We start from the raw sequence: 26,123 nt of genomic DNA, 5'->3' as shown, positions 1-26,123 counted from the left end.
TCCGTGTCACCGATTTTGCGGCGACCACCAGAGACTATCGGTGATACCGAAGACTGCCTAGTTCACGGACAGCCCGGCGTGTTGAAGGAAATGTCCGAGAGGTTTGAGGGGATCAAGATCAAAAGATCGCAGCCTTCGGCAGCTCCTACAGGATTGTGTTTCTTCAGGTGTAGGGAAGGTGCCGGGAGGTGACGCTGAGCGTCACGGGATGCGTTCCCACGCGGGAGCGTGGGAACGATCAGGTAGGCGCGGTTCAGGTGGGTAGAAAGTGTGACTTGGCGGTCATCATGCGGGAAAAGCAGTTCATCTTCTTCTAACGCAACCAGACAGTGGCGTTCTCGCTTGAAGCCGCTACACTGCGCCGGCCGTTCATTTTCCTTTTGAGGCTGTGCGCATGAAATTTCGTTTTCTTCTGTGGATGCTGGGTTTGTTGATGGGTAAGGCCAGTCGGACTAATCCTGCGTTTCAGCAGCAGTTGGGTGACAAGGAGCTTGTATTCCAGTTACAGACCCTGGACGGGAAAGTGGCGCGGCATTTCTTTGTGAAGGATCAGCGCATCACCAGCAGGTCCGGCGTGTATGCCGAGCCGGCGTTTGCGATTGCCTTTAAAGACGCGGCGTATGGCTTTGCCACGATGCAGGCGAAGAACAAGCAGTTGGCGTTTATGACGGGGATTCAGGACAAGTCGATTCAGATCAAGGGCAACCCGGCGCTGGTGATCTGGTTCCAGGGGTTGACCAAGTATTTGAAGCCTAGGAAGGCGAAGGCTAAGGCTTGAGTGGGTCAGTTGGACCGAGTTGGATTCTTCGCGAGCAAGCCCGCTCCCACATTTGACCGAGTGTGGGAGCGGGTTTTTTTAGGCCTGGGTGAATTGCGAAGCGAGTTCACGCAGTAGGACTTCAGCTTCGAGGACTTTGCTGACGACGTCGTTGGCTTTGTCGCGGGTCAGGCCGACGCGTTCCAGCAATGCATCCGGGATGTCTTCATCCGGGCCGGAGCCGATGCCGCGGCTACGCAGCAAGCGCACCGCCAGGCACACGAGGTTTGGGTACTCGGCGTAATCGCCGTCGTAGCCCGGGTCGTGCTGGAAGCGCAGGGCAGTGGCCAGTTCTTCGGGCATGTCCCAGTAGCGCATCAGCCATGAGCCGATCTGTTCACGGCTGATGCCCAGCAAGTGTTGCTCGACATAGCTGTGGCACAGGTGCGGGTTGACCTCCAGGTGGCGGCAGATCAGCGAGAAGTGTGGCGGGAACACGTGGGCCAGCAGCAAGTAGCCGAAGTTGTGCAGCAGGCCGGCGAGGTAGGTCAGCCCGGCTTCCGGGCGCTGTGCGCGGGGCATGGCGCGGGTCAGGCCTTCGATGACGGCGGCGGTATAGATCGATTGCTGCCAGTACGGCGTGGTGTGTTGCGGGTGGTCTTTGGGCAGGCTCAGGGTTTTGCCCAGGGCCAGGCCCAACGCCAGGTTGATCACCAGGTCGAAACCCAGCACCCGCACGATGGCGTCTTCTACTGAGCGAATCTTGCCCGGCGAGGCGTAGTACGGCGACGCCGCCCAGCTCACAACCTGTGCGGCCAGCGCCGGGTCGGTTTCGACGACGCCGGTGATGTCGTCGATGGTGGCGTTGGGGTCGACACGCAGTTTGATGATTTTCTGCGCGGTCTCGGCCAGCGGCGGAATCTCGATGGTCTCTTCCAGGCGTTGCTGGATGCGCCGTGCGGTGAACGCTTGAACAGCCTGGGTGATTTCCTCACGGTCATCGTGAGGGCGGTCTAGGTTCGGGCGAATGCTGATCAGCGCTTCGCCGAAGTTGGCGGCGCTGGCCTTGGTCAGCATGGTCTTGAAGTCTTCGCTGGTGATCTCCAGCAACACGCCCGGCTCGCCCGAGTTGATCAGCAACTTCGGCTCGCGCAGCAGGCTTTCTTCATACAGGCACGGTGAACTGGTGAGCGCCGGCATCCCGGGCAGCAGGCTCAGGTTGTGTTTGCCGAGCATTTTTACCAGGCGTTCGGTGGACACGGCGGTGAGGCGGCGGCCGGTCAGTTCGGCGAGGCGATTGAGGTCCAGCAATTGGCTCTGCGGGAACAGCACCATGAGCGTGCCCACGGCGTCATCAAGCAGAACAGCCTGCACTTTGCGTGCGGCGTTCAGGCCGTGATGGTCGAGGACTTCTTCGTAGGTGATACCCAGTTTGCCCAGCATCAGCCGAATAACCGACGGAGCGTGCGGGGTGGCGGGTGCGAGGGCAACTTCGGTCATGGTCTGTATCCGTTTTAAAACAATGGCAGGAGTATAACCAGCTTGCTCAGAACGGTGGTTCAGAAACTGCGACGGTGCTCACACTTGGCCGTATTGCTGCCCATGACGTAGCCAGCGGTCGAGCAGCGGGCTGACGTGATCCGGCCAGCGCTCCAGCAGCGCCTGGGCGGCGTCGCGCACGGCGGGCAGCAGATCGGCGTCGCGCATCAGGTCGGCGACCTTGAATTGCAACAGGCCGGTCTGACGTGTGCCGAGCATTTCGCCGGGGCCGCGCAGCTCAAGGTCTTTTTCGGCGATGACAAACCCGTCGTTGGTTTCGCGCATGATGCCCAAACGCTGACGACCGATCTGTGACAGCGGTGGATGGTAAAGCAACACGCAATGACTGGCTGCGCTGCCCCGACCCACGCGGCCGCGCAACTGGTGCAGCTGCGCTAGGCCGAGGCGTTCAGGGTTTTCGATGATCATCAGGCTGGCGTTCGGTACGTCGACGCCGACTTCAATCACCGTGGTGGCGACCAGCAGTTGCAGGTTGCCGGCCTTGAATTCGGCCATGACCGCGGCTTTCTCGACGGGCTTCATGCGGCCGTGGATCAGTCCGACCTTCAACTCGCCGAGGGCGGCGGTGAGGTCTTCATAGGTGGTTTCGGCGGCCTGGCAGGTCAGCTCTTCCGACTCTTCAATCAGCGTGCACACCCAATAGGCCTGACGCCCTTCGGCACAGGCGCCGCGCACCCGTTCGATGACTTCGACGCGCCGGGTATCGGTGATCAGCACGGTGTTCACCGGAGTTCGGCCGGGTGGCAGTTCGTCGAGGATCGAGGTGTCGAGGTCGGCGTAGGCGCTCATGGCCAGGGTCCGGGGAATCGGTGTGGCGGTCATGATCAGCTGATGCGGACACATCCGCCCGCCGACACCTTTCTGCCGCAGGGCCAGCCGCTGCTGCACGCCGAAGCGGTGTTGTTCGTCGATGATCGCCAGTGCGAGGTTTTTGAACTGCACTTCGTCCTGGAACAGCGCGTGGGTACCGACCACCATTGGTGTGCCGTTGGCAATCTGCTCCAGTGCGGCCACGCGGTTCTTGCCTTTGAGCTTGCCGGCCAGCCACGCGACTTCAATGCCCAGCGGTTCGAGCCAGCGCTTGAAGGTGATGAAATGCTGCTCGGCGAGGATTTCGGTGGGCGCCATCAGCGCCACTTGATATCCGGCCTCCAAGGCCTGGAGTGCGGCGAGGGCTGCGACCACGGTTTTACCCGCGCCGACGTCGCCCTGAATCAGCCGCAACATGGGCTCGTGCTGACTGAGGTCGTAGGCGATTTCGTTGCCGACCCGTTGCTGAGCGCCGGTCGGGGTGAAACCGAGGTTGGCCAGATACTGAGCCGGCAGCCGGGTGGCTTTCGGCATGGCCGGCGCGCGCAGGGAGCGCATGCTCTCGCGCAGGCGCTGCTGGGACAGTTGATGGGTCAGCAGTTCTTCGAAGGCCAGACGGTGCTGCGCCCAGTGATGACCGAGGGCGAGTTCGTCGACATCGGCATCGGCTGGCGGGTGGTGCAGGTAGCGGATCGCATCGGCCAGCGGCGCCAGTTGATAGTCCCGCGCCAGTTCGGTCGGCAGCCAATCGGGCAGGCTGGTGGGGCCGAGCATCGTCAGGGTTTGCATACACAGTTGGCGCAAGCGCTGTTGGGTCAGGCCTTCGGTGAGCGGGTAAACCGGGGTCAGGGTTTCGTCCACCGGCGGCGGTTCGTCGCCGGTGATGGCGCGGTATTCCGGGTGGTAGATTTCCAGCCCCGACGCACCGGGCCGTGCTTCGCCGTAGCAGCGAATCCGCGTACCGCGTTTGAGGCCTTCTTTCTGGGCGTTGCTGAAATGGTAGAAACGCAGGCTGAGCCCGCCGGTGCCGTCCTGCAGGCGCACCACCAGGCTGCGGCGGCGGCCCATGACCACATCGGCGCCGCTGACGGTGCCTTCGATCACGGCATCTTGCCCGGGTCGCAAATGGCCGATCGGGACCACGCGCGTGCGGTCCTGATAGCGCAGCGGCAGGTGAAAAAGCACGTCCTGGAGATTCTCCAGGCCGACTTTGGCCAATTTCTCGGCCATGGCTTCGCCGACACCCTTGAGTGCCGTCACCGACACTTGCGACAACTCGGTCATGGCAGCGACTTAGGCCGCAACCACCGGTGCTTGCGGCTTGGCCACCGAGCACAGGCGAATGGAGTCAGCGAGGATTTCAATCGCTTTCGGCCGCGGGAAGCTCGCGCGCCAGGCGATGGCCACGGTGCGGAACGGCACCGGAGGTGTCAGTGGACGCACTTCGATCACGCCGGGGGCGTAGTGATGGCTGTCGACTGCCGACAGCGGCAGGATCGAGATGCCGAGACCGGACGCAACCATGTGGCGGATGGTTTCCAGGGAACTGGATTCCACCGTGGTGTGCTTGGCGCCGTCGTTGCCTTTGGCCAGGGTCGGGCAGGCTTCCAGCACTTGATCGCGGAAGCAGTGGCCTTCACCGAGCAGCAACAGGCTCTTGTCGTTGAGCAGGGCGGCGTCGATGGATTCTTTTTGGGTCCACGGGTGCTGGGCCGGCATCAGGACGTAGAACGGCTCGTCGTAGAGCTGCAAAGTCAGCACGTCGGCTTCGTTGAACGGCAGGGCGATGATGATCGCGTCGAGCTCGCCGTTGCGCAGTTTGTCGCGCAGCACGTGGGTGAAGTTTTCTTCGATGTACAACGGCATCTGCGGGGCGACCCGGTGCAGTTGTGGAATCAGGTGCGGAAACAGGTACGGGCCGACGGTGTAGATGGCGCCGACTTTCAGCGGCGCGGTCAGTTGGTTCTTGCCGGCCTGGGCCAGTTCGCGGATGCCTTGGGCCTGCTCCAGGACTTTCTGCGCCTGGGCGACAATGCCTTCGCCAACCGGAGTCAGGCGCACGGCACTCTTGCTGCGCTCGAAAATCAGCACACCGAGTTCGTCTTCAAGCTTTTTCACGCCCACCGACAGGGTCGGCTGGCTGACATGGCAACGCTCGGCCGCGTGGCCGAAGTGCTGCTCTTGGGCGAGGGTAACGATGTAGCGTAATTCTGTAAGAGTCATAGCAAGCGTCCATGAAGTTGCGAGCCAAGCATACCGGCTGCAATCGATAGACGCACGTTATCAGACTGAGTGTGTTGAGTGACACAGGGCAAAGCAGGTTTGCCGCGGGTGGATATGCAAAAGGCACCTTTTCGGGTGCCTTTCGTAGATATCCCTGCTGTTGGAAGTCCCTGTGGGAGCGGGCTTGCTCGCGAAAGCGGTGCGTCAGTCAACATAGATGTTGAATGTGCTGGCCTCTTCGCGAGCAAGCCCGCTCCCACATGGGGATCTGCGGCGGTTTAGCGCCGGCGTTTTTCCAGCGAGTAAACAAACGGTGCAACGATTTCGATGGCGCCGTTGGTCAACATGTCGGCCGGTGGCTTTGGCAGCGGTTGGGCGCGGCGGATCATTTCCAGGGTGGCCCGGTCCAGATCGGCAGTGCCGGAAGCGGTCACCAGTTCAAACGACAACACGTTACCTTCACCATCCACCACGAAGCGCAGACGGTTCACCCCTTCCTTGTTCCGCGCCTGCGCACTGGCCGGGTACTTCTTGTACTTGGCCAAGTGAGCGAGCAGGGTGCCTTGCCAACTGGCCTTGGCCGCTTGCTGCGCCGGTGATGGGCCCGGTGCCGGTTGTGCGGATTTCTCCGTTGGCGCCTGAGTCGGTTGCGCGTCGCTCGGTTTCTCCTCGGACGGCTTCTCTTTAGGCGGTTCCGGTTTTTTCTCCACAGGCTTGGGCGGTTGAGGCTTTGGCTTGGGTTTGACCGGTTTTGGCACCGCAATCTCGGCCTTCGGCACTTCAGCCAGCTTCGGTATCGGCAGCTCTTCCACCGGGGCGGGTGGCTGTGGCGGCGTTATGACCTTCGGCGGTGCCGGCGGTGGCGGGGCCGGAACTGGTGCCAATTCGACCATCATCGCCTGCGGCGGCAGCTCGATCGGTGGGCGCGACGTCCAGTTCAGCGCCAGCGCAATGGCCAGCGCATGGACGCCCAGCACCACGGCCAGGCTCGCGCTGTAACGCGTCAGCTTTTGGCGCGTCGTGATCATTTCTTGACTGCCGTCTCGAGTCCGACCAGACCCACCTTCAGGTAGCCGGCAGAGCGCAGGTTGTCCATCACGCTCATCAGGTCGCCGTAATCCACGCCTTTATCGGCCTGGAAGAAGATCGTCGTGTCTTTCTTGCCTTTGGTCCTGGCGTCGAGGGTGGCGCCGAGTGCTTCGGCTTTCACTTCGTCTTCGCCGAGGAACAGGCGTTGGTCAGCCTTGACGCTGAGGAACACCGGTTTCTCTGGCCGTGGCGCCGGTTTGGCGCTGGAAGCGGGCAGGTCGACCTTGATGTCCACGGTGGCGAGCGGGGCCGCCACCATGAAGATGATCAACAGCACCAGCATCACGTCGATGAACGGCGTGACGTTGATTTCGTGGTTCTCGGCCAGATCGTCGTCTGCGCCTTCTTTCAAATGCAAGCCCATGGCTGATTACCCTACTTTGACCATGTGGGGTTGCGCGGAGCGCTCGGTGGTCGGCAGGTGATCGAGGTCACGGCTGACCAGCAGCAGGACTTCAGCCGAGGCATCGGATACTTGCGCCTTGTAACCGGCAATGGAGCGGGCAAAGACGTTGTAGATCACTACGGCTGGAATCGCTGCAACCAAACCCAGTGCAGTCGCCAGCAGGGCTTCGGCGATGCCGGGAGCCACGACGGCGAGGTTGGTGGTCTGGGTTTTGGCGATGCCGATAAAGCTGTTCATGATGCCCCACACGGTGCCGAACAGCCCGACGAACGGCGCGGTGGAACCGATGGTGGCGAGCACGCCGGTGCCGCTGCTCATGTTGCGACCGCAGGCTGCAACCAGACGCTCGAGGCGGAAGGCAACACGTTCCTTGATGCCTTCTTTCTCGCGGCTGTTGACCGACAAACGCATCTCTTCCAGGGCGTCATGCACCAGCAAATTGGCGAGGGTGCCTTGCTTGGTGGCTGTCACACTGGCTTCTTTAAGGGTGGTGGCTTTTTTCAGGTGGACGATTTCGGTGCGCAGTCGACGCTTGGCGCCCATCAGCTCGAAGCCTTTGGCGATCCAGATGGTCCAGGTGATGATCGAGGCGATGGCCAGACCGATCATCACGATTTTCACGATGATGTCGGCGTTCTGGTACATGCCCCACGGCGACAGGTCGTGGGCCATGCCCAGGGTGTTGTCGGCTTCGAGGACTTCCGGAACGTCTTCGGCGGTGGTGTCTACGGCTTGGGCCGGGTCGGTCGCAGCCGGGGTAACATGATCGGCTGGAGTTGGAGCTGGTGCAGCAGTGGCTGCCGGAGCGGCTGGCGCTTGTGCGTCAGCGAAAGCGGCGGTCGGCGCCAGCATCAGGCTGAGCAGCAGGGCGGCCACCGCGCTCCAGGCGCGAGGTCGTTTGGTTGGCGAAGCGGGGAATTGATTGCGTGTCATGCTGGCCGGACCTGAGAGAAAAAGACGGTAAATGTTCTTCCAGGCCTCGTGAGGCCGAGAACAAAAGTGGCAGGCATTATTGCAAGTAATTCTTGTTAACAAAAGTAATAGAGTATCTTTTTTTCCTTCATTGCTAGCCGCTCGTCCATTGCCAGCGCTAGTCTGTGCCTTTCTGATGGGAGTTTTCTGATGTCCGCGCCTTCTGTTTTGATCGCCGGCTGTGGTGATGTTGGTAGTCGTCTGGCCACGCAATTGTTGGCTGGCGGATGGGAGGTTCACGGCTTGCGGCGTGATGTCTCGCGTCTGCCAAAGGGCGTGATCGGCGTTGCCGGTGACTTGTTCAATGAAGACTGTCCAGCGACCTGGCCAGTCGGTGCGGTGGATTACCTGGTGTATTGCGCGGCTGCCACCGATCACGATGAAGCCGGTTATCGCGCTGCTTATGTGCAGGGCTTGCAGCATGTTCTGGAATGGCTGAACGACTACGGGCAGGTGCCCAATCGCCTGCTGTTTGTTTCCAGCAGCAGTGTGTATGGCCAGCAGGATGGCGAGTGGGTCGATGAGACTTCGCCGACCATTGCAACAGGCTATTCGGGTCGATTGATGCTGGAGGCGGAGCAAGTGGCACTCCAAAGCGGCATCCCGGCCAGCATCGTACGTTTGACTGGCATTTACGGCCCAGGTCGCGAATCGCTGCTGACTCGGGTCCGTCGGGGGTATCGCGTGGCCATCGATCCACCGTTGTACGGCAATCGCATTCACGCCGACGATGCGGCGGGGTTGCTGGCGTGCCTGCTTGAAGCGGATCGTCGCGGTGTGGCGCTGGATGACGTCTACATCGGTGTGGACGATGCGCCTGCGCCACTGGCCGAAGTGGTGGGCTGGCTACGGGAGTATTTGGGCGTGACCGAGTGGGATGACGACGCGAGCGTGCGGCGCACTGGCAGCAAGCGCTGCAGCAATGCACGGGCCAAAGCCTTGGGCTGGGCACCGAAGTACCCAAGCTATCGCGAAGGTTACGCCGCCATTCTTGAAGGCCGCGGCTAACTTCCGGTCACCACAAACCAAATGTGGGAGCGAGCTTGCTCGCGATGGCGGCATAACAGTCAACGATGATGTTGAATGTTACGGCCTCATCGCGAGCAAGCTCGCTCCCACATTGGTTATGCGTTGGCCTTATGGCCGGGTTATTGCTTCTCGAGCAACCACTTGCGATCACCCGGCGTGAACGATGGCATCTCGTCCGTCTGAGCGGTGTTCATGGTCTGGAAGATCTCCAGCTCTTTGCCCTTGCGCGCAAAGATCCAGGTATTGCCCTGGCCATTGAGTTGCAGCCACATGTTGTCGTTGCCGCCGCTCATCGACGCGCAATCGCCTGCCAGACACAGGGCATAGCGATCCGCCCCCGGCAGGCCGGCAACCTGGCCGTCAGCCTGGAATTGCACGGTATTGCCTTCACCGGGACCGCTGACGACTTTCCAGCTGCCGCCCATGTAGGCCGAATACAGTGCGCGTTCGAAACTGGCACCCACCGGTGCGCCGTCCGGCACCGTAACCTGCGCGCGGTCGAAGACTTGCTCCGGCTCATTGTCGCTGGCGATTTGGCTCAGTTGCTTGCCGTCACGCTTCAGCTCACTGGCGGAGCTGCCATAAAAGTCGACCTTCCAGGCGCCGGACGCTTCGCCCAGCAACTTGCCGTCGACATTTTCAAAACCATTGGTGTAGCGGGCCTGGCCGGCCTTGGTGTTCACGTCCCATTCCAGGTTCGGACCATAGGCCTGGAGCGCTTCGCGCAGGGGGCCGCCTTTGGCTGCTGCATCGATCGCCACTTGATTGATCCAGGTGCCGCTGATGTCACGGTCGGCAGGGTTGCTGGCACAACCGCCCAAGAGTAGGGCGACCAGCGAGAGAGCTAGCGCTTTGCGCATGGTGGAATCCTTTCAGAACCCTTTCTTTACAAGATCGGTCAGCGCAGCCCTTTAAAGGCTGCGCCGTACGCATTTACTCGATGACCAGAATGGCATCCATCTCAACCTGCGAACCCTTTGGCAGGGCCGCTACGCCGATAGCGGCGCGGGCAGGGTAAGGCTGGTCAAAGTACTTGCCCATGATCTCGTTGACCTTGGCGAAGTGGCTCAGGTCGGTGAGGAAGATGTTCAGTTTGACGATGTCCTTGAACGAACCGCCAGCGGCTTCAGCCACGGCTTTGAGGTTCTCGAACACCTGGACGGTCTGGGCTTCGAAGCCTTCAACCAGTTCCATGGTTTTTGGGTCCAGAGGAATCTGGCCCGACATGTAAACGGTGTTGCCAGCCTTGATCGCCTGGGAGTAAGTACCGATGGCGGCCGGGGCCTTGTCGCTGGTGATAACTGTTTTGGTCATGAATGACTCCTTGTAATGAGTGGCTTACGCACGCATGCGAGTGATGCGAATCACCCCGGTCAGGGCGCGCAGTTTCTTGATCACGCGAGCCAGGTGCACGCGGTCGTGCACGCTGACCACCAGTTGGACCACGCTGATGCGACCATCGCGTTCGTCCATGCTGATTTTTTCGATATTGCCGTCGGCCGCGTTGACGCTGCTGGCCAGCAGAGCGATCAGGCCGCGCTGGTGTTCCAGTTCGACGCGCAGCTCGACATTGAATTCGCCGGTGACATCCTTGGCCCACGAGAGCTGGATGCATTTTTCCGGGTTGTGGCGGATTTCGCTGATGTTGCGGCAATTGTCCAGGTGCACGACCATGCCTTTGCCCGCGGACAGGTGGCCGACAATCGGGTCACCCGGGATCGGCGTGCAGCACTTGGCGTAACTGAGCACCAAGCCTTCGGTGCCGCGAATCGCCAGCGGGCCTTCCGCGCTCGGCAGCTGTTCGCCTTCACCAAGCAGTCGGCGGGCGACCACATAAGCCATGCGATTGCCCAGGCCGATGTCTTCGAGCAGGTCTTCGATCAGTTCCAGGCGGTACTCGGTGAGCATCGCCTTGACGCGCTCGGCTGCTACTTTCTCCAGCGAGCTGTCGAAACCGTTGAGGACTTTATTCAGCAGGCGCTCGCCGAGGCTGATGGATTCGGAGCGGCGTTGCAGTTTCAGCGCATGGCGGATGTGGGTCCGCGCCTTGCCGGTGACCACGAAGTTGAGCCACGCCGGATTCGGTCGCGCGCCTGGGGCGCTGACGATCTCGACCGTGGAGCCGCTTTGCAGCGGTTCGGACAGCGGTGCGAGACGACGATTGATCCGACAGGCAATGCAGCTGTTGCCCACGTCAGTGTGCACCGCGTAAGCGAAGTCGACGGCCGTGGAGCCTTTCGGTAGCTCCATGATCCGGCCTTTGGGCGTGAACACGTAGACCTCGTCCGGGAACAGGTCGATCTTCACGCTCTCGATGAATTCCAGCGAGTTGCCAGCCCGTTGCTGCATCTCCAGCACGCCTTTGACCCACTGACGGGCGCGGGCGTGAGTGCCTTTTGGCTGCTCGTCGCCGCTGGATTTATAGAGCCAATGGGCGGCGATGCCGTTGTTGGCCATTTCTTCCATTTCACGGGTGCGGATCTGGATCTCGATCGGAACACCGTGCATGCCGAACAGCGTGGTGTGCAGCGACTGGTAGCCGTTGGCCTTGGGGATCGCGATGTAATCCTTGAAGCGCCCCGGCAACGGTTTGTACAAATTATGCACAGCACCCAGCACGCGGTAGCAGGTATCGACCTTGTCGACGATGATCCGGAACGCGTAGACGTCCATGATCTCGTTGAAGGCCCGACGCTTGCCGCGCATTTTCTTGTAGATGCCGTAGAGGTGTTTCTGGCGGCCGCTGACTTCGCCCTGGATTTCGTCGATGGCCAGGCAGTGGCTGAGGGACTCTTCGATCTTGTTGACGATTTCCTTGCGATTGCCCCGGGCGCGTTTGACCGCCTGGTTGATCCGTGCGGAACGCATCGGGTGCATCGCCTTGAAGCCGAGGTCTTCGAATTCTATGCGGATGGCGTGCATGCCCAGCCGGTTGGCGATGGGCGCATAGATTTCCAGGGTTTCCTTGGCGATCCGTCGGCGTTTTTCGCCGGACAGGACTTCCAGGGTCCGCATGTTGTGCAGGCGGTCAGCCAGTTTGACCAGGATCACGCGAATGTCGCGGGCCATGGCCATGGCCATTTTCTGGAAGTTTTCGGCCTGGGCTTCGGCTTTGGTCTCGAAGTTCATCTGGGTCAGTTTGCTGACCCCGTCGACCAGTTCGGCCACGGTTTCGCCGAATTGCGCTTGCAGCGCTTCCTTGGCAATACCGGTGTCTTCGATCACGTCATGCAGCATCGCAGCCATCAGGCTCTGATGGTCCATGTGCATGTCGGCAAGAATATTTGCAACCGCGAGTGGGTGCGTGACGTACGCCTCGCCGCTACGGCGGCGTTGGCCGTCGTGGGCTTGTTCGGCGTAGAAGTACGCTCGGCGGACCAGGTTGACCTGGTCCTTGCCGAGGTAGGTCGATAAGCGATCGGCGAGGGCGTCTATGCTCGGCATGATGAATCCTGCCGTTCGCTGTGACCCCGCGCCGTGCTACGTCGACCAGGCATGGCTTAGACTGCCTCGTTGGACTCGTCCTCGAACGCTGCGAACAGCGGTTCGTCTTCGACGATTTCAGCGTTGGCGATGAACTCGTAGCTCATCAGGCCTTCAGCGATTTCACGCAAGGCTACAACGGTAGGCTTGTCGTTTTCCCACTGAACCAGTGGCTCTTTGCCGCCGGTGGCCAGTTGACGGGCACGCTTGGTAGACAGCATGACCAGCTCAAAGCGGTTTTCCACGTGGTTTAGGCAATCTTCAACGGTTACGCGGGCCATGGTATTCCTCGGAGCGAATGCAATATGCGCGCTGCCCGGTTGGGCGAGCGGACTCAACAGTTTAAAAAATCACCAGCGATTAGGGAAGCGCTGATTTTTTGACCACGCCCTTCAACGCGCTGCAAGTGCCAATGTAAAGCCCTTGCAGCAGTTTTGGGAAGAGCTGTTTAGCCGAGCAATTCGGCCAAAAGTTTTCCGTTACGCTGCTGCTGACGCTTCTGATGCAGCTGATTGGCACGGAAAATTGCCTGCAAATCGCGCAGTGCGTGGGCGAAATCGTCGTTGATGATCAGGTAATCGTAGTCGACGTAGTGGCTCATTTCGCTGACGGCTTCGCGCATCCGGCCATCGATGATCTCGTCGCTGTCCTGGCCACGATTGGTCAGGCGCTGGTGCAAGGCCTGCAGGGACGGCGGCAGAATGAAGATCGAACGGGCCTGGGGCATCAACTTGCGCACTTGTTCGGCGCCTTGCCAGTCGATTTCCAGAATCAGGTCGTGGCCTTCATCCAGGGTCTGCTGCAGGTGGCTTTGCGAGGTGCCATAAAGATTGCCGAACACTTCGGCGCGCTCGAGGAAATCCCCATGCTCGATCATCTTCACGAACTCGCTGCGTTCGACGAAGTGATAGTTCACGCCGTTCACTTCACCGGGGCGCATGGCGCGGGTGGTGTGGGAGACGGAGACGCGGATCTCCTGATCAGCGTCGGTCAGGGCCTTGACCAGGCTGCTCTTGCCCGCGCCTGAAGGTGCGGAAATGATGTACAGGGTGCCGGTGCTGTGGGTCATGTCAGGGTTGCCTTACTCAATATTCTGCACTTGTTCGCGCATCTGCTCGATCAACACTTTGAGGTTGACCGCCGCCTGGGTGCTGCGCGGGTCGAAGGCTTTGGAGCCCAGTGTGTTGGCTTCGCGGTTGAGCTCTTGCATCAGGAAGTCCAGGCGCCGACCGGCAGCGCCACCGGATTTGAGCACCCGGCGAACTTCGATGATGTGAGTGCTCAGGCGATCCAGTTCTTCGGCGACGTCGCTCTTTTGCGCGAGCATGACCATTTCCTGCTCCAGCCGCTGCGGGTCCATCTCGGCCTTCATGTCGGCGAAGCGGTCGAGGACCTTCTGGCGCTGGGTGGCAAGCATCTGCGGGACCAGTTCACGCAGGGTCACCACGTCTTCTTCAATGGAGGTCAGGCGATCGTTGATCAACCGCGCCAGCTCCGCGCCTTCGCGCTCGCGGCCGGCCTTGAGTTCTTTCAGGCCTTCGTTGAACAGCGCCAGGGCTTCGGCATTCAGGGTTTGCGGGTCGGTCGCGTCGCCCACCAGCACGCCGGGCCAGGCCAGGACTTCCAGCGGGTTCAGCGCGGCCGGATTTTTAATCAGGCTGGCGATGGTCTCGGCGGCGGCGACCAATTGCGCGGCGCGCTCGCGGTCCACTTGCAGTGGTTTGTCGGTATTTTCTTCGGTGAAGCGCAGGGTGCATTCGAGCTTGCCGCGCGAGATTCCCTGGCGCAGTGCTTCGCGGACCGCGCCTTCGAGGTCGCGAAAGGACTCCGGCAGACGCAGGTGCGGCTCCAGGTAGCGGCTGTTGACCGAGCGCAGTTCCCAGCTCAGGGTGCCTTGGGCGCCGGCTTTTTCGACGCGGGCAAAGGCGGTCATGCTGTGCACCATGGAGGTACCTCGCAATGCAGGTTCATGCGTTACCAAAGGTTTCGCAGGCCTGATCTATATGAATTTAAGCCCAGAGGCAGCAAAGGCGCAGGATTGTAGCGCAGTGGGGCGAATGCGCCCAAACACACGGTGTGACAAAGGGCTGCAGGTCGTCGGCAAAGCGCTGTGCAGGGCCTTCAGTCGTCGGGGGATTTTTTAGAAGTGCCCACTCGTGGCCCTGCGGCTCTATAATGCTCCGCAGTTTTCCGTCCCCCGTACAGGTATTCCCTATGAAACGTCCAAGTGGTCGCGCTGCCGATCAGCTCCGCTCGATCCGCATTACCCGCAACTACACCAAACACGCCGAGGGATCTGTACTGGTCGAGTTCGGTGATACCAAAGTCATCTGCACCGTCAGCGTCGAAAACGGCGTGCCGCGTTTCCTCAAAGGTCAGGGCCAAGGCTGGTTGACCGCTGAATACGGCATGCTGCCGCGCGCCACTGGCGAGCGTAACCAGCGTGAAGCGAGCCGCGGCAAACAAGGCGGCCGCACTCTGGAGATCCAGCGTCTGATCGGTCGTTCCCTGCGCGCTTCGCTGGACATGTCCAAGCTGGGCGACGTCACCCTCTACGTCGACTGCGACGTGATCCAGGCTGACGGCGGCACCCGCACCGCGTCCATCACCGGCGCCATGGTTGCACTGGTCGATGCCTTGAAAGTGATCAAGAAGCGCGGCGGCCTGAAAGGCGGCGACCCGCTGAAGCAAATGATCGCTGCCGTATCGGTGGGCATGTACCAGGGCGAGCCGGTACTTGACCTCGACTACCTGGAAGACTCGGCTGCCGAGACTGACCTGAACGTAGTAATGACCAGCACTGGCGGCTTCATCGAAGTCCAGGGCACTGCCGAAGGCGCTCCGTTCCAGCCGGAAGAACTGAACGCTATGCTTGAGTTGGCGAAGAAAGGCATGTCCGAAATCTTCGAACTGCAAAAGGCTGCACTGGCCGACTGATCGGATCTGCTCCAACCAAGGAGGACGCCATGAGTGACGAGCAACAGCTACTTCCCACCCCGAGCAAAGAGGTTCGGCAGTGGGCAATGTTTTGTCACCTGTCCGCCTTGCTGGGGATCTGGGTTCCGTTCGGTACGCTGATCGGCCCGCTGATTCTCTGGCAGATGAAGCGCGAGATGGACCCGTTTGTTGATGCTCAAGGCAAGGAGGCGCTGAACTTCCAGATCACCGTCGCCATTGCCTCCGCCATCTGCTTGCTGCTGATGGTGGTGATCGTCGGGTTCTTCCTGTTCGGCCTGTTGGCGATCGGTGCGCTGGTGCTGACGATCATCGCCGGCGTGAAGGCCAATGAAGGGGTGCCTTACCGGTATCCATTCACCTGGCGGTTGATCAAATAAATCGTTGTCCACAAAAAAGCCGACAGTTGATGTCGGCTTTTTTGTGTGTGCGGAACGACGCTTAGATGGTCAGCGTCCAGTCGTAGTCCACGATCAGCGGTGCATGTTGCGAGAACCGTGGCTGACGTGGCAAGCGTGCGCTGCGTACGAAGCGACGCAGGCCCGGAGTCAGCAACTGATAGTCGAAACGCCAACCGAGGTTGAGCATTTCAGCCTGTTCGTTATCCGGCCACCAGCTGTACTGGTCACCTTCACGGCTGACTTCACGCAGGGCATCGACATAGCCCATGTTGCCGACAATCTCGTCCATCCAGGCACGTTCAGGTGCCAGGAAGCCCGGGGATTGCTGGCTGTCACGCCAGTTCTTGATATCCAGCTTCTGTTGCGCCACGTACAGCGAGCCACAGTAAATGTACTCGCGACGTTTGCGTCGCTGTTTATCCAGATAACGGGCGAAATCGTCCATTAGCTTGAACTTCTGGTTCAAGTCTTCATCGCCGTTCTGCCCCGAAGGGAGCAGTAAGGTCGCGATGCTGACCTTGTCGAAATCTGCTTGCAGGTAGCGCCCGTAGCGGTCGGCCGTCTCGAAGCCGAGACCGCTGATGACTGCCTTCGGTTGCAGCCGCGAATACAAAGCCACGCCACCTTGGGCGGGAACTTCGGCTTCGCAGGCATAAAGGAAGTAGCCATCCAGTTGGAAAGCTGGATCGTCCAGTTCAAAGGCGGAGGCGCGGGTGTCCTGCAGGCAGATGACGTCGGCATTCTGTGCTTGCAGCCAACTGAGCAAACCTCGCTCCACTGCAGCCTGAATACCATTGACGTTCACACTGATGATCCGCATAAATGGCCCCAAAAATCGCGTGCGTGTATGATACACGGCGTCAACCTAATTAGCTAAATCCGTGGTATTTGGGGTTTTTTTCATGCAAGCGTATCAGCGCGATTTCATTCGTTTTGCCATCGATCGCGGCGTTTTGCGCTTCGGCGAGTTCACCCTGAAGTCCGGACGCACCAGTCCTTACTTCTTCAATGCGGGCCTGTTCAACTCGGGTTCGGCCCTTGCGCAGCTGGGTCGTTTCTACGCGGCAGCCATCGTCGAGAGCGGTATTGCGTTCGACGTACTGTTCGGCCCGGCCTACAAAGGCATCCCTTTGGCGGCGACCACCGCAGTGGCCCTGGCCGAACATCATGGCCGCGACCTGCCATGGTGCTTCAACCGCAAGGAAGCCAAGGCTCACGGCGAAGGCGGCAGTCTGGTCGGCGCACCGTTGACCGGCGACGTGCTGATCATCGACGACGTGATCACCGCTGGCACTGCCATCCGCGAGGTGATGCAGATCATCGCTTCCCAGGACGGCGCCAAGGCTGCGGGCGTGCTCATCGCCCTGAACCGTCAGGAGCGTGGCAACGGCGAGTTGTCGGCCATCCAGGAAGTGGAGCGTGACTTCGGCATCCCGGTGATCAGCATTGTTTCGCTGAACCAGGTGCTCGAATTCCTGGCGGACGATCCGCAGCTCAAGCAACACCTGCCGGCGGTTGAAGCCTACCGCGCGCAGTTCGGCGTCTGACCATAATCCCACAGGGTTGTGTAGGCCAAAAAGACCCCGCTCAGTCGGCCTGAGCGGGGTCTTTTTTTTGCCGTCAGCGAAGCCTGCGCCATTTCCCTATCAGCTTTAGCGCCGCCCCGAGGTTGAACAACGCAAACACCATCAGTGCAAACACAACCATCACGTAAAGCGTGCGATCCACGTCAAAGTCCCAAAGATTCAGCGTGCTGCTGCCCATGATTTTCACGGCGGCAGGCAAGTTGACGTAAAACAGCGCCAGGAAGGCGCTGGTCAGGGGGAGGGCGCAGGCGAACAAAACGTTCGTTAGCTTTTTTCGGCTACGTTTTCTGGCGAGCGGGCCAGATTGGCTTTCATCCAGCTCCAGTGCTTCATGCAACCTCGGCCACGCCAGGTTGAACATGAAGGTGGTCAAGGTCAGCAGCAATCCACTGACCGCCACGATGTCACTGAACGGCATTGATCCCCAGCGTTGCGCAGAGCAAGTCGTGGGAATCCTCGCTGATCTCGAACTGTCCGGCGCTGCCTTTACGTTTTGTGATGGGTTTGAAGGTCGGTTCGTTCTGTGTGATCAGCATGTTCAGCTCATCACGAATGACGTCCGAACTGATCACCACCAAGTACACCGTCTGCGCATGTTCCGCAGACTCGATCACGGCTCGCATGCTGTGCTGCAGAATATCGTCCAGCTGATTACGAAAGCGCGAAACCGTGTTTTTCAGCAGGGTTTTGCTTTGGCTCTGGGTCAGCTGAAAAATCGTCGATATTTGGGATTCGGTGGGCAATGTCTGCCCGAAGTAGCTTTGAATCAGATACAGCAAGCGGTCCTGTTTCGCTTCATCGGCCCGACTCGGCATGCCGCCTTCTACCAGCATTTTCAAGTATTCGGTCAGGCTCGCCTTGGCGATTCGCTGCAGGGCGTGGGCGATTTCGTGGTCGGAGATCCTCAAGGTCTTTTTGACCGGCTCCCTTTGCTCGAGGTCGAATACCTGGGCGTCGATCGTGAACGAGATCTGCATGGTTCAGACCCCCGTGATTACTTGGAAGGCTTGTTTGGATACGGATCTGCCACGGCGTCACCTTGGCCGGTCAGGATATTCCAGCCATTAAGTACGTGGGTGCTTGGTTTGAAGTCTGGACACGGCGGAAGCGAAGTCTTTGACTGATTGGTGTATTCGCGCCCGCAGTCTGCGCACTCGTAAGTGCCTGCTGAAACATCACTGCCGTAGGGAACGTGGTCTTTTTGCATGGGGAAGATCTCCTGTGGATACAGGGAAGATCCTATGCGGACTTGTGCTGGCGGGATGTCGGACGTTTCGCTTAATCAGGTCAGGCATTTCCTGCGCGCATAAAAAAGATCGCAGACTTCGTCAGCTCCTACGGAATATTCGTACATCCACAGGTGCTGCTGAAGGCTGCGATCTTTTGATGTTCTTGAATCAGTGACGCTTGCGATTGCTGATCAAGGTACCCACACCGGTGTCGGTGAAGATTTCCAGAAGAATCGCATTTGGCACCCGGCCATCGATGATCAACGAGCTACCCACGCCACCTTGCACGGCTTCCAGCGCGCAACGGATCTTCGGCAGCATGCCGCCGTAGATGGTGCCGTCGGCGATCAAGTCGTCGACTTGTTGAGTGGTCAGGCCGGTCAGGACCGTCCCCGACTTGTCCATCAGGCCGGCGATGTTGGTCAGCAGCATCAGCTTTTCAGCTTTCAGTGCTTCGGCAACTTTACCGGCCACCAGGTCGGCGTTGATGTTGTATGACTCGCCGTTGGCGCCGACACCGATTGGCGCGATCACCGGGATGAAGTCACCTTTGACCAGCAGGTTCAGCAAGTCGGTGTTGATCCCGACCACTTCGCCCACCTGGCCGATGTCGATGATTTCCGGTTGGGTCATCTCTGGTGTCTGGCGCGTGACGGTGAGTTTCTTCGCACGAATCAGCTCGGCGTCTTTACCGGTCAGGCCGATGGCGCTGCCGCCATGACGGTTGATCAGGTTGACGATGTCCTTGTTCACCTGGCCGCCGAGGACCATTTCCACCACGTCCATGGTTTGCGCGTCAGTCACGCGCATGCCATCGATGAAATGGCTCTCGATCGACAGACGCTTGAGCAGGTCGCCGATTTGCGGGCCGCCGCCGTGAACCACCACCGGGTTAATGCCGACGGCTTTCATCAGCACGATGTCGCGGGCGAAGCCGGTTTTCAGCTCCTCGCTTTCCATCGCGTTGCCGCCGTATTTGATCACCAGCGTCTTGCCGACATAGCGGCGAATGTAAGGCAGCGCTTCGGACAGGACCTTGGCGGTGTTGGCGGCGGCTTCGCGTTCGAGGGTCATTCAGGGCTCCGGGTGCTTCGTTAAATCAAAACGGTAATTGGAGATCAGGTGCAACACGCTTCAACTGGACTTTGAATACGTCCTTGATGCGCTGCAGTTCAGCCTCGTCATCGGCCTCGAAGCGCAGCACCAGCACCGGTGTGGTGTTGGACGCGCGAACCAGGCCCCAGCCTTTGGCGTAGTCGACTCGCACGCCGTCAATGGTGGTCAGGTCGGCGCCTTCGCCCCACTTCGCGTCGTGCAGAGCATCAATGATGCTGAATTTGCTCTCTTCGGTCACATGGATATTGATTTCCGGCGTAGAAATATCGTTCGGGAAGGTCGCAAACAGCTCTTCCGCGTTGGATTTTTCTTTGCTGAGGATCTCCAGCAGACGAGCGGCGCTGTAAATGCCGTCGTCGAAACCGAACCAGCGTTCCTTGAAGAAGATGTGGCCGCTCATTTCACCGGCCAACAAGGCGCCGGTTTGTTTCATTTTCTTTTTGATCAACGAGTGACCGGTCTTCCACATTAGCGGACGTCCGCCGTATTCCTTGATCAGCGGCGTCAGGCGACGGGTGCATTTGACGTCGAAGATGATCTCCGCGTCAGCGTTGCGCGCCAGCACGTCACGGGCGAACAGCATCAGCAGGCGGTCCGGGTAGACGATGCTGCCGGTGTTGGTCACTACGCCGACGCGGTCGCCGTCGCCGTCGAAAGCCAGGCCCAGGTCAGCGTTGGTTTCCTTGACCTTGGCGATCAGGTCCACGAGGTTTTCAGGCTTGCCCGGGTCCGGGTGGTGATTCGGGAAGTTGCCGTCGACGTCGCAGAACAGCGGGATGACTTCGCAGTTCAGGGCTTCGATCAGTTGCGGGGCAATCACGCCGGCCGCGCCGTTACCGCAGTCGACCACGACTTTGAGGCGGCGAGCCAGTTTGATGTCCTGGACGATTTCGGTGTTGTAGCGGTCGAGGATCTCGACCTGGGTGATGCTGCCCTTGCCGCTGCTCAGGTTGTTGGTCTTGAGGCGTTCGTGCAGGGCCTGGATCTGTTCGTTGGCCAAGGTGTCGCCAGCGATGACGATCTTGAAGCCGTTGTAGTTCGACGGGTTGTGGCTGCCGGTGAGCATCACGCCGGATTTGCCGGCCAGCACGTTGGCGGCGTAGTACAGCGCAGGCGTTGGCACCAGGCCGACGTCGCTGACGTGGCAACCGCTGTCGGCGAGGCCTTTGATCAGTTGTTCGACCAGTTCTGGACCGGACAGGCGACCGTCACGGCCGACGGACACGTTGGGTTCGTCCTGGGCCAGGCTCTGGGAGCCGATGGCGCGACCGAGCCAATAAGCGGTTTCAGCGTTCAAGAACTCCGGGACGGTGCCGCGAATGTCGTAGGCGCGGAAGATGCTGTCGGGGAACTTGGGTGCGACTTGGGCTGGGGTGCTCATCTGTAGAAATGCTCCATCTCGAAAGTGGCTGGACCTGCCGCGAAGAACTCGTCGGCCGGCTCAAACTGAAGGGTATGACGGCGTTTTCCACTGAGAGTTCGTGGTGTGTAAAGGCCATGACCCCGACATCGGCGTGTAATGGAACGGCCAATGCGTTGATTTTCAGTGATAAACCTTCCAGATGACGTCTGTGCAATTCAGTGCAAAAGCTGTGGGAGCGAGCAATCGAGCGTCGACCGGCTGCTCCCGCAAAGTCATCAATGGCTGCCGGAATGTCCGAAGCCGCCTGTACCGCGCTGGGTTTCAACGAACTCTTCGACCATCTCGAAATGCGCTTGAACCACCGGTACCAGCACCAACTGGGCCAAACGTTCGCCAACGACCATGGTGAATTCGGTCTGGCCACGGTTCCAGCACGACACCATCAACGGTCCTTGATAATCGGAGTCGATCAGGCCGACCAGGTTGCCCAGCACGATGCCGTGCTTATGGCCCAGGCCGGAGCGCGGGAGAATCAGCGCTGCCAAACCCGGATCGCCAATGTAGACGGACAGGCCTGTAGGAATCAGCACGGTTTCACCCGGCTTGATCACGATGTCTTTTTCCAGCATGGCACGCAGGTCGAGGCCGGCGGAGCCTGGCGTGGCGTACTGTGGCAGCGGGAAATCGGTACCGATGCGAGGGTCGAGGATCTTGGCTTGCAAAGCGTGCATGTAAATTAAACCTGGTTCAGACGTTCGGCGATAAAAGTGATCAGCTGGCGAGCAATCTTGCTCTTGCTGGTCTGGGCGAAAAGTGTGGCGTGTAGCTGGCGGTCGATCACGCTGCAGGCGTTTTCTTCGCTGTTGAAACCAATACTCGGGTTGGCGACGTCGTTGGCGACGATCAAATCGAGGTTCTTGTCTTTCAACTTGCGGGCAGCGTAGTCGAGCAGGTGTTCGGTTTCGGCGGCGAACCCGACACTGAACGGACGGTCGGGGCGTGTGGCAATGGTGGCCAGAATGTCCGGGTTACGCACCATCTGTAGCAACAAGCCGTCGCCGTTCGTAGGGTCTTTCTTGAGTTTCTGTGGGGCGACGACTTCCGGGCGGTAATCCGCGACCGCTGCCGAGGCGATGAACAGGTCGCAAGGGATCGCGGCTTCGCAGGCGGCAAGCATGTCACGAGCACTGACCACGTCGATGCGCGTGACGCGATCCGGGGTCGGCAGGTGCACCGGTCCGGTGATCAGCGTTACGCGGGCGCCGGCTTCCACCGCGGCTTCGGCCAGGGCAAAGCCCATTTTTCCGGAGCTGTGGTTGGTGATGTAGCGCACCGGGTCGATGTTTTCCTGGGTCGGGCCGGCGGTGATCAGCACGTGTTTACCGGTCAGCGCCTGACGCTGGAAGCAGTCCGCCGCGCACTGGGCGAGGTCGGTGGCTTCGAGCATGCGGCCCATGCCGACGTCGCCACAGGCCTGGCTGCCGGAGGCTGGGCCAAAGGTTTTCAGGCCACGGCTTTCGAGGGTTTGCAGGTTGGCCTGGGTCGCCGGGTCGCGCCACATGGCCTGGTTCATTGCTGGGGCAACGGCGACCACGGCGTCGGTGGCCAGCACCAGCGTGGTCAGCAGGTCGTCAGCAATGCCTTGGGCCAGGCGGGCAATGAGGTCCGCGGTGGCGGGAGCGATCAGCACAAGGTCGGCCCATTTGGCCAGTTCGATGTGGCCCATGGCGGCTTCGGCCGCGGGGTCCAGCAGGTCGAGGTGGACCGGGTGGCCGGATAAGGCCTGCATGGTTAACGGCGTGATGAACTCGCTGCCGCCACGGGTCATGACCACGCGCACTTCGGCGCCCTGGTCGATCAGTCGGCGAACCAGGTCGGCGCTCTTGTAGGCAGCAATGCCGCCGCCGACGCCCAGAACGATGCGTTTCCGATACAGCCGCTGCATAGGTCTGCCTTTCATTTCGTTGATGACTGCATGGCGATACCCCCTCCCCAGGAGTGAAATCGCCCGCAAAAAAGATGGGCTACGATATCACAGCGACCGCTACGGAACAGCGGCGCCCACAGACCAGGGAGGTGCTATGAGTATTCGCGATTGGCCAGCGGCGGAACGGCCGCGGGAGAGGTTGCTTGAGTTGGGCTCGAGGAGCCTTTCGGACGCGGAACTGCTGGCGATTTTTTTACGAACGGGCGTGTCGGGTAAAAGCGCGGTAGATCTGGCGCGACACCTGTTGAGTCAGTTTGGCAGCCTGCGCTCACTGCTCGAGGCCGATCAAGCAGCATTCAGCCGGCAGTTGGGGCTCGGGCCGGCGAAATTCGCTCAGTTGCAAGCGGTGCAGGAAATGAGCCGGCGGCATTTGGCCGAACGTGCGCGCCAAAAATCGGCGCTGGAAAATCCGCAGGCGGTTCGTGATTACCTGAAGTCAATGCTGCGCCATGAGCCTCACGAGGTGTTCGGCTGTCTGTTTTTGGATTCCAGGCATCAAGTGCTGACCTTTGAAGTGCTGTTTCGCGGTTCCATCGACAGCACCAGTGTCTATCCGAGACAAGTGGTTAAGCGCGCATTGGCCCACAACGCCGCAGCGTTGATCCTCTGCCATAACCATCCGTCGGGTAATACCAACCCCAGTCAAGCCGACCGAATGCTGACCAAGCGCCTGCAGGAGGCGCTGGACCTGATCGATGTGCGGGTACTCGACCATTTCATCATCGGTGACGGCGATCCGCTGTCCATGGCTGAGTACGGGTGGATGTAAGCCTTGGCTGGCCTTTTCCACCTGTAGGAGCTGCCGAAGGCTGCGATCTTTTGATTTTGTTTTTCAGATCAAAAGATCGCAGCCTCGTTTCACTCGACAGCTCCTACAGGGGTGGGGTTATTTGAGGATGACCTTTGAGTAATCCTGACGACCAAACGGGCTGACCTGATAGCCCTCAACGTCCTTGCGCGTCAGCGCGAAGGCGGTCGGGTGGGCCAGCGGCAGCCACAGCGCCTGCTGCTGGATCTGTGCCTGGGCCTGTTCGTAGAGCTTGGTGCGCACACCTTGCTCGCCGGTGGTCTTGCCGGCGCTGATCAGCTTGTCCAGGTCCTGGTTGCAGTAGCGTGCGAAGTTGGTGCCGGACTTGACCGCGGCGCAGGAAAACTGCGGCGTGAGGAAGTTGTCCGGGTCTCCGTTGTCGCCGGCCCAGCCCATGAACAGCAGGTCATGTTCGCCGGCCTTGGCGCGGCGAATCAGTTCGCCCCATTCGATCACCCGAATCTCGGCCTGGATGCCGATTTCCGCGAGGTCCGATTGCAGCAGTTGAGCGCTGAGGCTCGGGTTCGGGTTGAGCAGACTGCCAGAAGGTCGGGTCCAGATGGTGGTCTGGAAACCGTCCTTGAGCCCGGCCTTCGCCATGAGTGCTTTGGCTTTTTCGACGTCATGTGGATAACCCGGCAGGCCTTTGGCATAGCTCCAGGTGTTCGGCGGGTATGGACCGTTGGCAGGTTCGGCGGTGTCTTCGAACACGGCTTTGATGTAGTTGGCCTTGTCGAATGCGAGGTTGATGGCCTGGCGCACTTCAGGCTTGTCCAGCGGTGGATGCTGGCTGTTGATGCCGACGAACGCGGTCATGAAGGCGCCAGTCTTTTCCACTTTCAGGGTCGGTTCTTTCAGCGCTGCCTGTACGTCCAGAGGCTTGGGCGACAGGGCGATCTGGCACTCGTTGCGGCGCAATTTCTGCAAACGCACGTTGGCGTCCGGCGTGATGGCGAAAATCAACGGATCAACCGATGGCTTGCCGCCGAAGTAGTCCGGGTTGGCCTTGTAGCGAATCGAGGCATCTTTCTGGAAACGCGTGAAGATGAACGGCCCGCTGCCAATTGGCTGGCTGTTGAGCTTCTCCGGGGTGCCGGCCTTCATCAGTTTGTCGGCATATTCGGCGGAGTAGATCGAGGCGAAACCCATGCTCAGCGTCGGGAGGAAGGTCGAGTCCGGGTGATCGAGGGTGAAGCGCACGGTGAGCGGGTCCAATGCGTCGATCTTCTTGATCAATGCTGGCAACTGCATCGACTGGGCGTGCGGGAAGCCGCTTTGGGCGACTTTGTGCCACGGGTTGGCCGGGTCGAGCATGCGGTCGAAGCTGAACTTCACGTCTTCGGCGGTCAGGTCACGCGTCGGGCTGAAATATTCGGTGCGGTGGAATTTCACCTGCGGGTGCAATTTGAAGACATAGGTCAGGCCGTCGGGCGTGACTTCCCAGCTGTCGGCGAGACTGGCGACCACTTTGCCGCTGGCGGTATCGAAGTCCACCAGACGGTTCATCAGCACGTCGGCCGAGGCGTTGGTGGTGGTCAGCGAGTTGTACTGCACCACGTCGAACCCTTCCGGGCTTGCCTCTGTGCAGACGCTCAGAGCGGCGGCATGGGCCAATGGGCTCAGCAGAAGAGGGGCGAGCAACAGCGGTAGGGCAGCGAGGCGCATGGTCGGATTCCTTTACAGATCGAAGGCCCATCTGCAAGTGCAGTCTGGAAAAGGCTTACCCTAGTGGGCTCTTTTGTAAATGACTATCCCCTTTTTCATTTTAAGGGGACTATAGGCGATTGTTTTCGGTGGGTACCGGTTGAGCAAAACCCTGGATTGGCCTGTTGGCCGATTCTCTGCGACGAGCGGTCTTCATCGACGATAGCCTTTATCCAAGGCGCTCAGAGCCAGAAAAGCGGGGTTTTTATTAAGTCTGTGCACACGGAATGTTGTTGCTCTCCAGTCTTTCTGGTATAAAGCAGCGCTCTTTTCTAGGGGCCCGGTTCCTTCACTGTAGGTGTAGCCGGTAAGACCTCTAAAGAAACGCGGCGCCTGGCGCCAAATGACTGAGAGATTAAGCGGCCAACCCATGCCGGGTTGGGCATGTGGTTTTAGAGGGCTGAGGCATGTCGAGAGTATGTCAAGTTACCGGTAAGGGTCCGGTGACTGGGAATAACATTTCCCACGCAAACAACAAAACCCGTCGTCGTTTCCTGCCGAACCTGCAGCATCACCGCTTCTGGGTTGAAGAAGAGAAACGTTTCGTGCGTCTGCGCGTATCTGCCAAAGGCATGCGTATCATCGACAAGCGTGGCATCACTGTCGTGCTGGCCGAAATCCGCAAAGCTGGCAAGATCTAAGGGA

At 59.9% G+C, this 26,123-nt stretch carries 27 protein-coding genes and 1 pseudogene; 7 read left to right on the top strand and 21 right to left on the bottom strand.

Features of this window, described 5'->3' with window-relative positions; translation table 11 throughout:
* The first annotated feature begins 394 nt into the window (after positions 1-394).
* On the top strand, positions 395-778 hold the full coding sequence (locus tag ACYZTZ_RS27450; protein WP_462000229.1) for a helicase: 384 nt from the start codon (positions 395-397) through the stop codon (positions 776-778).
* A gap of 78 nt (positions 779-856) precedes the next feature.
* On the opposite strand, the gene ACYZTZ_RS27445 is transcribed toward ACYZTZ_RS27450, so the two are convergent.
* From ACYZTZ_RS27445 to exbB, 6 genes are all read right to left on the bottom strand, one after another.
* Positions 857-2,257 carry an aminoacyl-tRNA deacylase and HDOD domain-containing protein gene (locus tag ACYZTZ_RS27445; protein ID WP_462000228.1) on the bottom strand — a complete coding sequence of 467 codons (1,401 nt, stop codon included), beginning with the start codon at positions 2,255-2,257 and terminating at the stop codon, positions 857-859.
* 78 nt (positions 2,258-2,335) lie between these two features.
* Positions 2,336-4,411, bottom strand: a complete 2,076-nt coding sequence (gene recG, locus ACYZTZ_RS27440; RefSeq protein WP_123367553.1) for an ATP-dependent DNA helicase RecG — start codon at positions 4,409-4,411, stop codon at positions 2,336-2,338.
* A gap of 9 nt (positions 4,412-4,420) precedes the next feature.
* The gene (locus tag ACYZTZ_RS27435; RefSeq protein WP_008150125.1) at positions 4,421-5,350 is read right to left on the bottom strand and encodes a hydrogen peroxide-inducible genes activator; all 930 of its coding nucleotides are present in this window, start codon (positions 5,348-5,350) and stop codon (positions 4,421-4,423) included.
* A gap of 278 nt (positions 5,351-5,628) precedes the next feature.
* Positions 5,629-6,378, bottom strand: coding sequence for an energy transducer TonB family protein (locus ACYZTZ_RS27430; protein ID WP_462000227.1), 750 nt, complete (start codon positions 6,376-6,378; stop codon positions 5,629-5,631).
* Entirely contained in the window at positions 6,375-6,803 is a 429-nt protein-coding gene (gene exbD / locus ACYZTZ_RS27425) for a TonB system transport protein ExbD (RefSeq protein WP_008150131.1), read from the bottom strand. The genes ACYZTZ_RS27430 and exbD overlap by 4 nt, the downstream gene beginning before the upstream one ends.
* Positions 6,804-6,809: 6 nt before the next feature.
* A complete protein-coding gene (exbB, locus tag ACYZTZ_RS27420; protein ID WP_462000226.1) occupies positions 6,810-7,778 on the bottom strand; it encodes a tonB-system energizer ExbB in 969 nt (322 codons plus the stop codon).
* Positions 7,779-7,967: 189 nt separating this feature from the next.
* Between exbB and ACYZTZ_RS27415 the strand changes: the two genes are divergently transcribed.
* The gene (locus ACYZTZ_RS27415) at positions 7,968-8,825 is read left to right on the top strand and encodes an SDR family oxidoreductase (RefSeq protein WP_462000225.1); all 858 of its coding nucleotides are present in this window, start codon (positions 7,968-7,970) and stop codon (positions 8,823-8,825) included.
* 140 nt (positions 8,826-8,965) lie between these two features.
* On the opposite strand, the gene ACYZTZ_RS27410 is transcribed toward ACYZTZ_RS27415, so the two are convergent.
* From ACYZTZ_RS27410 to ACYZTZ_RS27385, 6 genes are all read right to left on the bottom strand, one after another.
* A complete protein-coding gene (locus tag ACYZTZ_RS27410) occupies positions 8,966-9,706 on the bottom strand; it encodes a hypothetical protein (protein ID WP_462000224.1) in 741 nt (246 codons plus the stop codon).
* A 73-nt stretch (positions 9,707-9,779) separates the two neighbouring features.
* Entirely contained in the window at positions 9,780-10,160 is a 381-nt protein-coding gene (locus ACYZTZ_RS27405) for a RidA family protein (protein ID WP_003229509.1), read from the bottom strand.
* A 24-nt stretch (positions 10,161-10,184) separates the two neighbouring features.
* Positions 10,185-12,290: a bifunctional GTP diphosphokinase/guanosine-3',5'-bis pyrophosphate 3'-pyrophosphohydrolase gene (gene spoT / locus ACYZTZ_RS27400; protein ID WP_008150141.1), complete on the bottom strand. Its 2,106-nt coding sequence runs from the start codon at positions 12,288-12,290 to the stop codon at positions 10,185-10,187.
* A 56-nt stretch (positions 12,291-12,346) separates the two neighbouring features.
* Complete coding sequence (gene rpoZ / locus ACYZTZ_RS27395; protein ID WP_007894670.1) at positions 12,347-12,610, bottom strand: DNA-directed RNA polymerase subunit omega; 264 nt, start codon at positions 12,608-12,610, stop codon at positions 12,347-12,349.
* Positions 12,611-12,777: 167 nt separating this feature from the next.
* Positions 12,778-13,398, bottom strand: a complete 621-nt coding sequence (gene gmk / locus ACYZTZ_RS27390) for a guanylate kinase (protein WP_033059345.1) — start codon at positions 13,396-13,398, stop codon at positions 12,778-12,780.
* Positions 13,399-13,410: 12 nt separating this feature from the next.
* The gene (locus ACYZTZ_RS27385; protein ID WP_462000223.1) at positions 13,411-14,274 is read right to left on the bottom strand and encodes a YicC/YloC family endoribonuclease; all 864 of its coding nucleotides are present in this window, start codon (positions 14,272-14,274) and stop codon (positions 13,411-13,413) included.
* A gap of 269 nt (positions 14,275-14,543) precedes the next feature.
* Here ACYZTZ_RS27385 and rph point away from each other — a divergent pair, with 269 nt between their 5' ends.
* Positions 14,544-15,266 (top strand): ribonuclease PH, encoded by a 723-nt coding sequence (gene rph / locus ACYZTZ_RS27380; protein WP_046045041.1) that lies wholly within the window; start codon positions 14,544-14,546, stop codon positions 15,264-15,266.
* Positions 15,267-15,295: 29 nt separating this feature from the next.
* On the top strand, positions 15,296-15,664 hold the full coding sequence (locus tag ACYZTZ_RS27375) for a DUF4870 domain-containing protein (protein WP_429511573.1): 369 nt from the start codon (positions 15,296-15,298) through the stop codon (positions 15,662-15,664).
* A gap of 61 nt (positions 15,665-15,725) precedes the next feature.
* On the opposite strand, the gene ACYZTZ_RS27370 is transcribed toward ACYZTZ_RS27375, so the two are convergent.
* Complete coding sequence (locus ACYZTZ_RS27370) at positions 15,726-16,505, bottom strand: exodeoxyribonuclease III (protein ID WP_007934608.1); 780 nt, start codon at positions 16,503-16,505, stop codon at positions 15,726-15,728.
* An 82-nt stretch (positions 16,506-16,587) separates the two neighbouring features.
* On the opposite strand from ACYZTZ_RS27370, the gene pyrE reads away from it, so the two are divergent.
* Positions 16,588-17,232 carry an orotate phosphoribosyltransferase gene (gene pyrE / locus ACYZTZ_RS27365; protein ID WP_134420917.1) on the top strand — a complete coding sequence of 215 codons (645 nt, stop codon included), beginning with the start codon at positions 16,588-16,590 and terminating at the stop codon, positions 17,230-17,232.
* Between the two features lie 73 nt (positions 17,233-17,305).
* Here pyrE and ACYZTZ_RS27360 read toward each other — a convergent pair whose 3' ends face one another.
* The 7 genes and pseudogenes from ACYZTZ_RS27360 to coaBC all read right to left on the bottom strand — a co-directional run bounded on the left by ACYZTZ_RS27360 (position 17,306) and on the right by coaBC (position 22,924).
* The gene (locus ACYZTZ_RS27360) at positions 17,306-17,689 is read right to left on the bottom strand and encodes a hypothetical protein (protein ID WP_462000222.1); all 384 of its coding nucleotides are present in this window, start codon (positions 17,687-17,689) and stop codon (positions 17,306-17,308) included.
* Positions 17,676-18,248 (bottom strand): hypothetical protein, encoded by a 573-nt coding sequence (locus ACYZTZ_RS27355; protein WP_056738674.1) that lies wholly within the window; start codon positions 18,246-18,248, stop codon positions 17,676-17,678. Before ACYZTZ_RS27355 ends, ACYZTZ_RS27360 begins: the two co-directional genes overlap by 14 nt.
* 17 nt (positions 18,249-18,265) lie before the next feature.
* Positions 18,266-18,478 (bottom strand): hypothetical protein, encoded by a 213-nt coding sequence (locus tag ACYZTZ_RS27350; protein ID WP_080932508.1) that lies wholly within the window; start codon positions 18,476-18,478, stop codon positions 18,266-18,268.
* A 190-nt stretch (positions 18,479-18,668) separates the two neighbouring features.
* On the bottom strand, positions 18,669-19,574 hold the full coding sequence (gene argB / locus ACYZTZ_RS27345; protein WP_008007602.1) for an acetylglutamate kinase: 906 nt from the start codon (positions 19,572-19,574) through the stop codon (positions 18,669-18,671).
* A gap of 25 nt (positions 19,575-19,599) precedes the next feature.
* Positions 19,600-20,976 (bottom strand): annotated as a pseudogene (locus ACYZTZ_RS27340) (phosphomannomutase/phosphoglucomutase); the annotation flags it as partial.
* Between the two features lie 278 nt (positions 20,977-21,254).
* Positions 21,255-21,710 carry a dUTP diphosphatase gene (dut, locus tag ACYZTZ_RS27335; RefSeq protein ID WP_046045046.1) on the bottom strand — a complete coding sequence of 152 codons (456 nt, stop codon included), beginning with the start codon at positions 21,708-21,710 and terminating at the stop codon, positions 21,255-21,257.
* Positions 21,711-21,715: 5 nt separating this feature from the next.
* Positions 21,716-22,924, bottom strand: coding sequence for a bifunctional phosphopantothenoylcysteine decarboxylase/phosphopantothenate--cysteine ligase CoaBC (gene coaBC / locus ACYZTZ_RS27330; protein WP_008150165.1), 1,209 nt, complete (start codon positions 22,922-22,924; stop codon positions 21,716-21,718).
* A gap of 136 nt (positions 22,925-23,060) precedes the next feature.
* Between coaBC and radC the strand changes: the two genes are divergently transcribed.
* Positions 23,061-23,735 (top strand): RadC family protein, encoded by a 675-nt coding sequence (radC, locus tag ACYZTZ_RS27325; protein WP_462000221.1) that lies wholly within the window; start codon positions 23,061-23,063, stop codon positions 23,733-23,735.
* A gap of 117 nt (positions 23,736-23,852) precedes the next feature.
* Here the strand turns inward: radC and ACYZTZ_RS27320 are convergent, their stop codons facing one another.
* Positions 23,853-25,439 (bottom strand): ABC transporter substrate-binding protein, encoded by a 1,587-nt coding sequence (locus ACYZTZ_RS27320; RefSeq protein WP_462000220.1) that lies wholly within the window; start codon positions 25,437-25,439, stop codon positions 23,853-23,855.
* A 446-nt stretch (positions 25,440-25,885) separates the two neighbouring features.
* On the opposite strand from ACYZTZ_RS27320, the gene rpmB reads away from it, so the two are divergent.
* Complete coding sequence (gene rpmB, locus ACYZTZ_RS27315; protein WP_007894701.1) at positions 25,886-26,119, top strand: 50S ribosomal protein L28; 234 nt, start codon at positions 25,886-25,888, stop codon at positions 26,117-26,119.
* Positions 26,120-26,123: the final 4 nt, after the last annotated feature.

The organism is Pseudomonas sp. LB3P58 (assembly GCF_054897895.1).
This window is presented reverse-complemented; position numbering and strand designations above follow the sequence as displayed.